This window comes from Terrisporobacter muris (genome assembly GCF_024621905.1).
GTDB classification, from domain to species: Bacteria; Bacillota; Clostridia; order Peptostreptococcales; family Peptostreptococcaceae; genus Terrisporobacter; species Terrisporobacter muris.
On record NZ_JANKBY010000106.1, the window covers coordinates 1 to 10,988 of the forward strand.

Annotated in this window: 12 protein-coding genes; 1 reads left to right on the plus strand and 11 read right to left on the minus strand. The window is 28.9% G+C overall.

Annotation, left to right across the window (positions count from 1 at the left end; all coding sequences use genetic code 11):
- Positions 1–154: 154 nt before the first annotated feature.
- The 9 genes from clpX to NSA58_RS09845 all read right to left on the minus strand — a co-directional run bounded on the left by clpX (position 155) and on the right by NSA58_RS09845 (position 9,167).
- The gene (gene clpX / locus NSA58_RS09805; RefSeq protein ID WP_039678697.1) at positions 155–1,402 is read right to left on the minus strand and encodes an ATP-dependent Clp protease ATP-binding subunit ClpX; all 1,248 of its coding nucleotides are present in this window, start codon (positions 1,400–1,402) and stop codon (positions 155–157) included.
- A 16-nt stretch (positions 1,403–1,418) separates the two neighbouring features.
- Positions 1,419–2,006 (minus strand): ATP-dependent Clp endopeptidase proteolytic subunit ClpP, encoded by a 588-nt coding sequence (gene clpP / locus NSA58_RS09810; RefSeq protein WP_039678698.1) that lies wholly within the window; start codon positions 2,004–2,006, stop codon positions 1,419–1,421.
- Between the two features lie 66 nt (positions 2,007–2,072).
- Complete coding sequence (gene tig / locus NSA58_RS09815) at positions 2,073–3,368, minus strand: trigger factor (protein WP_039678699.1); 1,296 nt, start codon at positions 3,366–3,368, stop codon at positions 2,073–2,075.
- A gap of 131 nt (positions 3,369–3,499) precedes the next feature.
- Positions 3,500–3,988 carry a metallophosphoesterase gene (locus NSA58_RS09820; protein WP_039678700.1) on the minus strand — a complete coding sequence of 163 codons (489 nt, stop codon included), beginning with the start codon at positions 3,986–3,988 and terminating at the stop codon, positions 3,500–3,502.
- A gap of 15 nt (positions 3,989–4,003) precedes the next feature.
- Positions 4,004–5,353, minus strand: coding sequence for a ribonuclease PH (gene rph / locus NSA58_RS09825; protein ID WP_039678701.1), 1,350 nt, complete (start codon positions 5,351–5,353; stop codon positions 4,004–4,006).
- 198 nt (positions 5,354–5,551) lie between these two features.
- Positions 5,552–7,573 (minus strand): NAD-dependent DNA ligase LigA, encoded by a 2,022-nt coding sequence (ligA, locus tag NSA58_RS09830; protein WP_074429844.1) that lies wholly within the window; start codon positions 7,571–7,573, stop codon positions 5,552–5,554.
- A gap of 173 nt (positions 7,574–7,746) precedes the next feature.
- Complete coding sequence (locus tag NSA58_RS09835; protein ID WP_039678703.1) at positions 7,747–7,932, minus strand: DUF1858 domain-containing protein; 186 nt, start codon at positions 7,930–7,932, stop codon at positions 7,747–7,749.
- Between the two features lie 18 nt (positions 7,933–7,950).
- Positions 7,951–8,499 (minus strand): hemerythrin domain-containing protein, encoded by a 549-nt coding sequence (locus NSA58_RS09840; protein WP_074429843.1) that lies wholly within the window; start codon positions 8,497–8,499, stop codon positions 7,951–7,953.
- 23 nt (positions 8,500–8,522) lie between these two features.
- Positions 8,523–9,167, minus strand: a complete 645-nt coding sequence (locus NSA58_RS09845) for a hypothetical protein (RefSeq protein ID WP_039678705.1) — start codon at positions 9,165–9,167, stop codon at positions 8,523–8,525.
- A gap of 163 nt (positions 9,168–9,330) precedes the next feature.
- Here NSA58_RS09845 and NSA58_RS09850 point away from each other — a divergent pair, with 163 nt between their 5' ends.
- On the plus strand, positions 9,331–9,972 hold the full coding sequence (locus NSA58_RS09850; RefSeq protein ID WP_039678706.1) for a Crp/Fnr family transcriptional regulator: 642 nt from the start codon (positions 9,331–9,333) through the stop codon (positions 9,970–9,972).
- A gap of 107 nt (positions 9,973–10,079) precedes the next feature.
- Here the strand turns inward: NSA58_RS09850 and NSA58_RS09855 are convergent, their stop codons facing one another.
- Complete coding sequence (locus NSA58_RS09855; protein ID WP_039679358.1) at positions 10,080–10,289, minus strand: hypothetical protein; 210 nt, start codon at positions 10,287–10,289, stop codon at positions 10,080–10,082.
- A gap of 31 nt (positions 10,290–10,320) precedes the next feature.
- On the minus strand, positions 10,321–10,923 hold the full coding sequence (locus NSA58_RS09860; protein WP_039679357.1) for a PIN domain-containing protein: 603 nt from the start codon (positions 10,921–10,923) through the stop codon (positions 10,321–10,323).
- Between the last annotated feature and the right edge of the window lie 65 nt (positions 10,924–10,988).

Sequence of the window (10,988 nt, forward strand, 5' to 3'; positions counted from 1 at the left end):
TCTTAAAATAATAATTCATTTATAAATATTTATTTTGTTCATATCTTAGGCTATATATAAAATACATATTAATTTAGCATAATAAAACTAAATTTAATAATCCCATAATATTATAAAAGGAGCTTATTAATATATAAGCTCCTTTTTATATTAATTATGCACTTTCTTCTTTATCTTTAAGAACCATAATTGGTTGTGTTTCATCAGCAACAGATTCTTTCGTAACTATTACTTTCTTGATATCTTCTCTTGATGGAATTTCATACATAGTCTCCATCATAACACTCTCAACTATACTTCTAAGACCTCTAGCCCCAGTGTTTCTATCTATAGCCTTTTTAGCTATAGCTCTTAGAGCATCTTCATCGAATTCTAAGTCAACATTATCTAGTTCAAATAATTTTTTATACTGCTTAACTAGAGCATTCTTAGGTTCTTGTAGAATTTGCATTAAAGCATCTTCATCCAATAACTCTAATGTAGCAACTACAGGTATTCTACCTATAAATTCAGGTATTATACCAAACTTAAGTAAGTCTTCAGGAAGAACTTTAGCATATATCTTTCCTAAATCTGTATCATTCTTACTTTCAATCTTAGCACCAAATCCTACTGTTTTTTCTGTTCCACGTCTTTGAATTATTTTTTCTATGCCATCAAAGGCACCACCTAAAATAAATAATACATTAGTTGTATCTATTTTTAGGAATTCTTGATGAGGATGTTTTCTTCCTCCTTGTGGCGGAACATTAGCCACAGTTCCTTCTAGAATTTTTAAAAGAGCTTGCTGAACGCCTTCTCCACTTACATCCCTTGTAATAGATGGGTTTTCTGACTTTCTAGCAATTTTATCTATTTCATCAATATAGATTATTCCTCTTTCTGCTTTTTCTATGTCAAAATCAGCTGCTTGAATAAGTTTTAATAAAATATTTTCAACATCTTCACCTACATATCCTGCTTCAGTTAAAGAAGTTGCATCAGCCATTGCAAATGGCACATTTAGTGTTCTAGCTAAAGTTTGAGCAAGTAATGTCTTCCCAGAACCTGTTGGTCCAAGTAAAAGGATGTTACTCTTTTGTATTTCTATATCTTTAGTTGTAGATTTTTTACTATATATTCTTTTATAGTGGTTATAAACTGCAACTGATAATATTTTTTTAGCTCTTTCTTGACCAATTACATAGTCATTAAGAATCTCCATCATTTCTTTAGGCTTTGGTAGAGATGTAGTATCCTCTTCCATAGTTTCTTCAATTTCTTCTTGAATGATTTCATCACAAAGTTCCACACATTCGTCACATATATAAACGTTAGGACCTGCAATTAATCTTCTTACTTGATCTTGTGTTTTCCCGCAGAATGAACATTTCAGTTGTCTTTTTTCTTCGTATTTTGACATAACAAGCACCTCTTTCCTAACTATGGGCCTTTTCAATGACTTCGTCAACTAGCCCATATTCCTTGGCTTCCATCGCACTCATAAAGTTGTCACGTTCAGTGTCAGCCTTCACCTTCTCCAATGGTTGACCTGTTCTCTCAGAAAGAATTTGATTTAATCTTTCTTTTATTTGTAAAATCCATTTGGCATGAATTTCTATATCTGTTGCTTGACCTTTTGCACCACCTAATGGTTGATGTATCATTATTGTACTATTTGGTAGAGCATATCTCTTACCTTTTGCACCAGCATTTAATAGAAATGCACCCATAGATGCTGCCATACCTATACATATTGTACTTACATCAGGTTTAATATATTGCATAGTATCATATATAGCCATACCTGCTGTAACACTTCCACCTGGTGAATTTATATATAGATGTATGTCTTTATCTGGATCTTCCGCCTCTAAGAAAAGTAGTTGGGCTACTACAAGACCAGCAGTTACATCATTTACTTCGTCACCTAAAAATATTATTCTATCTTTTAATAATCTAGAATATATATCATAGGCTCTTTCTCCTCTTCCTGTTTGTTCTACTACTGTAGGTACTAATGCCATAAATCATACCCCCTCTGAATGTTTAATATATAATTTACAGTAGCCCGGGGGGACTACTGTAAAGAACTAAGCTATTTTAGCACTATCAACTAATAAATCTATAGTTTTTCTTATTTTTAATTGACCTTCCATGTCTTTTAAGTCATTTGGTCTTAAAGCTTCTTTAACTTGCTCAACAGTCATGTTATAAGCAGCTGCCATTTTTTCAACTTCAGCATTAACTTCTTCTTCAGAAACCTCAACACCTTCAGCTTTAGCTATTGCTTCTATTACTAATGAAGTTTTAACATTTTTTACAGCTTCTTCTCTTCTGTTAGTAGTGAATTCAGCTTTAAATTCTTCCATAGTTTTACCAGTCATTTGTAAGAATTGCTCCATTCCAAATCCTTGGTATTGTAATTGGTAGTTAAGTTCCATTAATTGATTTTCTATTTCATTTTTAATCATAGCTTCTGGAACTTCTACTGTTGTATTTTCAACAACTTTTTCTATAACTCTGTTTCTTAATTCATTTTTAGCAGCTTCTGCAGCATCAGCTTCAGCTTTAGCTCTTACGTCAGCTGTTAATTCTTCTAAAGTATTGAATTCAGTAGTATCAGCAGCAAACTCATCGTTTAACTCTGGTAATTCTTTAACTTTAACATCATTTACTTTAACTTTGAAAACAACTGGCTTTCCAGCTAAGTTTTCAGCATGGTATTCTTCTGGGAAAGTAACATTAACTTCTACTTCTTCTCCAACTTTTTTACCAACTAATTGCTCTTCGAATCCTGGTATGAATGATCCTGAACCTATAACTAAGTCATAGTTTTCACCCTTTCCACCTTCGAAAGCAACTTCTCCGTCAAATCCTTCGAAATCTATGTTAGCAGTATCTCCATTAGCTATTTCTCTTTCAACAGATACTAATCTTGATGCTTTTTCTCTCATTTCTTCTAATTTAGCAGTAACAACGTCTTCGTTTACAGTTTCTTCAACTTTTTCTACTTCAACACCTTTGTACTCACCTAATTCAAAAGTTGGTTTAACTTCTACATCAACTAATATAACTAATCCGTTATCCTTGCTTATTTCTTCTATATCTATTGATGGCATATCGATTGGATCTATTTTTAATTCATCTATAGCTGATGGGTATACCTCTGGGAATAGTATATCTATAGCATCAGAATAAAATACACCTTTTCCGTAGTTAGTTTCTATTATTTTTCTAGGTGCTTTACCTTTTCTGAATCCTGGTATGTTGTATTTCCCTTTATTCTTATTGTAAGCCTTAACTATTGCTGATTCAAATTTATCGTTATCTACAGTTAATTTAAAACTTACTTTATTGCCTTCTGTTTTAATTAATTCTACTTTCATTAACTTTATCCTCCTAAATATCTTATGTAATGATTTTTATAAATTATAATTCTAATTTATAGGTAACTCTTTAATTATATCATACAAGGTTTTTTATTTACAAGTGTTCCCTTAATTTCAACACTTCTTGTTTATATTTTTATTTCTTCATATGAAATATTATTATCTATTGTTAATATTCCAAAAGCTTTATTGCTACCACCTCTTGGATATGCAAGGCTACCTGGATTTATAAAAGTAATATTATCTATTGTTTCATATATAGGAATATGAGTGTGTCCAAACACTACAAAGTCAATATTATTATCTTTTGCAAATCTATATAATGAGTTAATACCAATTTTCACATTATGATAATGACCATGACATACAAAAAAATTCTTATTATTAACTGAAAATTTTAATTCATTATCTCCATCTATACTATATGAATAGCAATCATATGAATCACAATTCCCTTTTACACATTTAACATTCACATCAGTTGCATAATATATGTATTCTGCATCATTAATATAATCACCAGCATGAATAATTAAATCACATTTTTTTAAATATGGAATTGCTCTATCTATACTTCTCATATCTCCATGAGTATCACTAATTATTCCTATTTTCATATATTTTATCCTTTATTATCTTATAACTCTTCTTGAAAGTTCTTCCTTCATAAGATCTAAAGCTCTGGCTCTATGACTTATGGCATTCTTAACAGTTGATGGTAACTCTGCAAAAGTTTTATTGTATTTATCTACTATGAATAAACTATCGTATCCAAATCCATTTTTACCTTTTTCTTCGAAAGCTATAGTACCTTCACAAGTTCCTCTAACTACAAACTCTTTACCATCTGGAAATACTACTGCTATGCAACAAACAAATCTACCAGTCCTATGACTGATTGGAGTGTTTTTTAAAGCCTTAATTAATTTTTCTCTATTTTCTTCGTCTGTAGCATTTTCTCCAGCGTATCTAGCTGAATAAATTCCTGGTTTTTTACCTATTGCATCTACCTCTAGCCCTGAATCATCAGCTATTGTTATCATATTAGTAAGTTTAGCTACTGTTCTGGCTTTTATCAAGGCATTATGCTCAAATGTTTTTCCATTTTCTTCAATATCTAAATTGCCTAAATTCACATCTTTAAGAGAATGTATATTATAATCTAAATCTTTTAGTATTGCACCTATTTCTTCTAATTTATGTGCATTTCCTGTAGAAATTACTATATCATTACCATATTCCATACCTAATATTTCATCAGCAATTTCTCCTAATGCTGCTCTTTGTATACTTATAAGTTCTTTATTCCCTTTTTCTCCAAGCTCTAACAGTTTATTTAAATCTTTTCTAGAAAAAGGTCTTTCTTCTCCAGTTCCTTGAACTTCTACAAATTCGCATCTATCAGTCATTATTATGTTCATATCTACTTGTGCATTTGAGTCTTCTTCATAGCATATATCAAGTAGACACTCATTATTAACTATACCAACACTTATTGCAGATACAAAGTTTTGTATAGGCATTTTTTTGATTAATCCATTACTGTATAATTTATAAATAGCCTCAGCAACAGCTACAAATGCTCCTGTTATAGAAGCAGTTCTAGTTCCTCCATCAGCTTGAATAACATCACAGTCTACCCAAATAGTTCTTTCACCTAGTTTATTTAGGTCTACAACAGATCTTATTGCTCTACCTATTAATCTTTGTATTTCTTGGCTCCTTCCATCAATTTTACCTTTTGAAGCATCTCTAATTTTTCTTTGTTGAGTTGATCTAGGTAACATTGAATATTCTGCATTTATCCAACCTGTTCCAGTATTTCTTAAAAAAGGAGGTACTTTTTCTTCTATTGAAGCAGTACATACAACTTTTGTTTCTCCCATTTCTATTAGAACTGAACCTTCTGCATACTTTGTGAAGTTTCTTGTAATTTTTACGTCTCTTATTTGATCAAATTTTCTCCCATCAATTCTAATCATTACTTTTCCTTTCCTGCAAAATTCACTTTACCCATTTGCCTTCATCTATTCATTAGAATCTTATAGTTTTTTTTGAAAATATCTATTATTTCAATACTTATTCTAATCTATTCATAGTTATAATTTTAGCACTATTCAATTTAATTTACTACAAAATAATGCCTCATTTGCCCAAACATTATTTATATCGTTTCCTGATTATTTTAAACTCTCTAATACTTCTTCTTGAGAAGATAATTTAGATAAATTCAAGAAGGTTTCTTCATCTATTACCTTAACCCCTAATTCATTTGCTTTTGTAAGTTTTGAACCTGCTTCTTCTCCTGCAAGAACAAAAGATGTGGATTTACTAACACTTGAAGTTGCTTTTCCACCTAATTTTTCTATTATATCTTTTGCATCATTTCTCTTAAGAGTTTGTAGTGTTCCTGTTAATACAATTTTCATTTTATCAAATATTTTTATAATGTCTTCATTATCATTGTCAATTATTTTAGTATTTACACCTGCATTCTTCAATTTTTCTATTACAGAAATATTTTTTTCTTCTTTGAAGAACTCAACTACACTGTCAGCCATTGTTTCACCAAACTCTTCTAAGTTGATAAGTTGATTTACATTTAAATTCATTATTACATCCAAGTCTTTAAACTCATTTGCAATAATTTTTGCACCCTTAACACCTATATGCTTTATTCCTAGACCATTTATTAGTCTATATAAGTCATTAGATTTAGATTTTTCTAATGCATTTATAAGATTAGTTGCTGATTTTTCTCCCATTCTTTCCAGGTTTACTATATCTTCTTTTTTAAGATAGTATAAGTCAGAAACATCTGCTATAAGTTTTTGTTCTAATAGTAATGTTATTATTGACTCACCTAGACCATCTATATTCATAGCATCTCTAGAAACGAAGTGAATAATTCCTCTTCTAATTTGAGCTGGACAAGACATATTTATACATTTTACTGCTGCTTCTCCATCTAATCTTACAGTAGGTTCTCCACAAACAGGGCATTTGTGAGGCATTTCAAATATTGACTCTTCTCCAGTTCTAGCATCTTTATCTACTTCCACAACTTGAGGTATGATATCTCCAGCTTTTTGAACTACTACCATATCACCTATTCTTATATCTTTTTCTTTTATGTTATCTTCATTGTGAAGTGTTGCTCTACTTACTGTTGTTCCAGCAAGTCTAACAGGTTCTAATAAAGCTGTTGGAGTTATGTTTCCTGTTCTTCCGACCTCTATAATTATGTCCAATAACTTTGTCGTCTTTCTTTCTGCTGGGAATTTATAAGCAATCGCCCATCTTGGACTTTTTGCAGTGAATCCCATTTGTTCTCTTTGATCAAAGTTATTAACTTTTATAACCATTCCATCTATTCCATATTTTAATTCTTCTCTGTGTTCAGTCCAATATTCAATATATTTTATTATATCTTCTATATTGTTAAACACCTTATAGTCTGGACTTACTGTAAATCCTAACTTAGATAATAATTCTAAGGATTCACTATGAGTCTTACAATTATCATTTTCTAAATGTTCTAAGTTAAATATGAATATGTCTAAAGGTCTTTTTGCTGTTAATTTTGGATCTAACTGTCTAAGAGATCCTGCTGCTAAGTTCCTTGGATTAGCATATAAAGGTTGATCTAACTCTTCTTGTTGTTTATTTATTTTTTCAAAATTATCTTTTGAAATGTAAACTTCTCCTCTAACAATCAATTCATCTTCATAGTCTACTTTTAAAGGTATTGTTTTTACTGTCATTAAGTTCTTTGTAATGTCTTCACCTACGACACCATCTCCTCTAGTAGCACCTTTTTCAAACTGACCATTATTATATGTAAGGCTTACTGAAAGTCCGTCTATTTTAAACTCTATAACATACTCCACTTCGCCAGATACTGCATCTCTAACTCTTCTATCAAAATCTCTTAAATCAGTCGCTGAATATGCATTTGACAAACTAAGCATTGGTATTTTATGTGTTATTTGGTCAAACTTATCTAAAGCTTTTCCGCCAACCCTATTAGATGGAGAATCTATTCTTTTTAAGCTTGGATTCTCTTCTTCCAATTTAATTAATTCTTTCATTAAATTATCATATTCAAAATCTTCGATTTCTGGAGCATCATCATTGTAATATCTCTCGTTATGGTAATTTATCAAATCAATAAGCTCTTTAATTCTTTTTTCTGCTTCCATAATTATTAATCACCTCATTTATCATCTTTACTTATTATTCCTTATTATATTTTTTAGTATAACATTTTAAAAATTTATCTTAAATTATTATTTTCATTTAATGGATATTTTTATTTTTTTCATGCTAAAAAACCTCTTAGGTGATTTATTTCCTAAGAGGTTCTATTTAATAATTATTTTTCATTTAATGCTGCTAAAACTTCTTCCAAGTTAAGTCCGTGTACTTCGCAAGCTTGCTCTATTGATTCAACTTGAGCTGATGGACAACCTAAGCATCCCATTCCAAATCTCATTAGTATATTAGCTGCATTCGGATTTAATTGTAATACTTCACCTATAGTTTGATCTTTAGTTATCATAATCATTTCTCCTTTTATTTATATATATTTCTCTTCTAGAAAGTTTAGTATACCAATATTTTCTTCTCTTATGGAAGAGTTTTTTTCTTCATATTCAAAGCATTCTTTATCTATAACTTGTAAAACATCTTCCTTTAATGATCTATTCGCAAAATTAAAGATTACATTATCTTCTTTGTGTATATGATTTTCTAATAAAGTTGCATAAGATATGGCATTGGCTATTATATCTAATCCAGCTTCATTATCTCCATTTTTATACTTATTTAAGGCTTCTTCTAAATTTCTCATGTAGTTTCTTCCCAAGTCATGCTCTACAAGCATTCCGTGAGTAATAACATTTTTGCCTGTTTCTCCCAGATACTCTACCATTTTGTTAAATAGAAAAATTTCTTCTTTTTTGTGATGATGATTATCAGCAAAATTTTTAACAAAATCAATCATCTTTGTAAAATCATCATAATCTATTTTTTTATTGTCCATAAAATTTAAACATGCATTTCTCATTACTACAAGCATACGACTAACATATTTATGTTCTGTCATTAGTAACTCTATTCCACTCATTATTTTTCTCCCTAGTATACGTTTTATTTAGATATATTTCTTATTAACCTCATACCATTTTCTTCTATTAAATACTCATAATTGTTATTTAGTTCATGTATAAATGATTTTATCCATGCATTTCTTAAATTGTAGAAGTTTTCTACATCACAACCAACTTCTGTCCATATATCTTTGTGAACACAGATTCTTTGTTGCCATCCAATTTTGTTTTCTTCCTTTAAAGAAACTTCATTTACTCTATCACAAGGCATACCATCTAAGATATAATCATTCATACAATTAAATAGTTCTTCAGGTGTTGATGGTAGATTACCTTCAGATTTAACCTCATTAGCTGCTACTATCCCCTGATTTTTATAAACTTTTTCTAATTCACCATAATTATTTTCATCTGCTTCTATTAATAATTTTGTCCAAGCTGCCATTCTTCTTTCAGCACAGTGGATTTGATTTTGTAACCATCCATGAATGTTACTTGTGTCTATTAACTCTTCTAATGGTTTATTCGGTAATTTTTCTCCATATTTATTTTGGATTTCACCATTTAATTTTTCTACTTCAAATCCTTCTTCTTTTGCTAAATTTATTATTTCATTTTCCAGTTTTTCAAACCATAAAATTTTGTTGAATAGCCAGTAATGTATTTTTCCTAAAAATAAACTCATAATATATCTCCTTTGTATTTTTTATTTCTTATCTTATGTATTACTTGTAACCATAATACCTCAATCTTAACTTTAATTCTGTAACATATGTTACATATACATGAAGTTTATATTTTTATGATAAAATTAATACTAATAAAAATTATTATTTTAAGGAGATAAAATGTTTAAAAATAAAAGTGAAGAGTATCTTTTAGATCTTTTTAAAGATTCTAATTATATAATAAAATCCTATTCAAAAAATGATATTATTGCTATAGAAGGAGATACTTGTACTTCTATAGGTTTAATTTTAGATGGAAACATAGATATAAAAAGAATGTTGGGTACTAAGGTGATACATGTATCATCTTTTGGTAAAGGACATATTTTTGGAGAGGTTATTGCTTTTTCCGATGTCAATTTATATCCAGCAACAGTTATGTCATCTACACAATCTAAAATCATGTTTATAAGTAAAGACAACTTTATAAAGTTTTGCACTTCTCATGAGGATTTTTTAGGAATGTTTTTAAATGATTTAAGCAATAAGATTTTTGTTTTAAATAAGTCTATAACTAACTTAACCTTTAGTAGTGTTAGACAAAAAATCTGCAATTTCTTAATCACAGAATATAAATTACAGAATAGTGAAAATATCAAATTAAAAATAACTAAAGAAAAAATTGCTGAATCGCTAGGTATAACTAGGCCTTCCCTTTCTCGTGAATTGATTAATATGAAAGACATGGGACTTATTGATTATTCAAGAAGTCATATTAAAATTTTAGATTTGGAAGAAATAGAAAATATTTTAACTGAGTAAAAATTTACTCTCCTTAGACAAAAAAATGATCAAATTACTCCATGTCGTCAACAATGTATGCTTACAATAAAAAACAAGTGTAGGTTTAACCTACACTTGTTTTTTATTTAACTAAATGTTAAATATTCATTTTCAAGTTCATTTACTATGTAATCAATTCCTTTTGAGTAGAAGTCGTTTTCACCACAAAGTTTTGCATAAGTAGTAGATTTAAAAAATATATCTCTACTTTCTTCTAAAGATATATTTTTTAAACTTGCAAAATGATTAATGATTTGTGGGAAAAGTGATTTTAATAATTCATCTTTAGCGTTCATTTTTTATCTCCTAATATAATTTATTCATCGTTTATGCAGTTTCATTAATATTAGATTTTTCATTGTAATAATCTTCTAAAATATCTATACATCTATACAGTATTGTAAAATTTCCACCAAACTCTATAAGAAATCTATCTTGGGCATCTAATAAAGATTTTGATCCCGCTAATATCAATGTCATTTTTATTGCTGTTTTAGCTCTAAATCCTTTTTCTATAAATTTATCTATCATATTATCTACTTCATCTTCTTCTTCAAATAATTCTGAAATACTATTTATAAGTTGAATTTTATGATCTGTACAATTCTCTAAAAGATTTATAGAACTTAAAAAACCTCTATCTTTACTTACTATGTAATAATTATTAGCTTCATATCTATGCTGACCTATTATAAGGCCTAAATAAGATACTAACTGAAAATCTAGACTATTCTTTACTCCTGTAGTAACATCTATTTTCAAGATATTTGATTTTGTATTTAAACATTTTAATTTATCTCTTCCAAATTGAAATAAATTTGTTCTCTCTGTTACAAACAGTATTATTATATCTTCTTCATTTAATTTATTTGCACTACTTAAAGCAGTAATATTCACATTTTCTGTATCAACTAAAAATATTCTTTTCATAACGAATACCCCCTAAAAACTTTTACTTATTTAGAGTGTCTCCAAAATAAAAAAATATAATCTTA

What these genes read in the sequence shown, in the direction of transcription:
- rph (WP_039678701.1), bottom strand. Translation starts at nt 5,353, where the DNA reads ATGATTAGAATTGATGGGAGAAAATTTGATCAAATAAGAGACGTAAAA.
- clpX (WP_039678697.1), bottom strand. Translation starts at nt 1,402, where the DNA reads ATGTCAAAATACGAAGAAAAAAGACAACTGAAATGTTCATTCTGCGGG.
- NSA58_RS09860 (WP_039679357.1), bottom strand. Translation starts at nt 10,923, where the DNA reads ATGAAAAGAATATTTTTAGTTGATACAGAAAATGTGAATATTACTGCT.
- NSA58_RS09845 (WP_039678705.1), bottom strand. Translation starts at nt 9,167, where the DNA reads ATGAGTTTATTTTTAGGAAAAATACATTACTGGCTATTCAACAAAATT.
- ligA (WP_074429844.1), bottom strand. Translation starts at nt 7,573, where the DNA reads ATGGAAGCAGAAAAAAGAATTAAAGAGCTTATTGATTTGATAAATTAC.
- NSA58_RS09835 (WP_039678703.1), bottom strand. Translation starts at nt 7,932, where the DNA reads ATGATAACTAAAGATCAAACTATAGGTGAAGTATTACAATTAAATCCG.
- NSA58_RS09820 (WP_039678700.1), bottom strand. Translation starts at nt 3,988, where the DNA reads ATGAAAATAGGAATAATTAGTGATACTCATGGAGATATGAGAAGTATA.
- clpP (WP_039678698.1), bottom strand. Translation starts at nt 2,006, where the DNA reads ATGGCATTAGTACCTACAGTAGTAGAACAAACAGGAAGAGGAGAAAGA.
- NSA58_RS09840 (WP_074429843.1), bottom strand. Translation starts at nt 8,499, where the DNA reads ATGAGTGGAATAGAGTTACTAATGACAGAACATAAATATGTTAGTCGT.
- tig (WP_039678699.1), bottom strand. Translation starts at nt 3,368, where the DNA reads ATGAAAGTAGAATTAATTAAAACAGAAGGCAATAAAGTAAGTTTTAAA.
- NSA58_RS09855 (WP_039679358.1), bottom strand. Translation starts at nt 10,289, where the DNA reads ATGAACGCTAAAGATGAATTATTAAAATCACTTTTCCCACAAATCATT.
- NSA58_RS09850 (WP_039678706.1), top strand. Translation starts at nt 9,331, where the DNA reads ATGTTTAAAAATAAAAGTGAAGAGTATCTTTTAGATCTTTTTAAAGAT.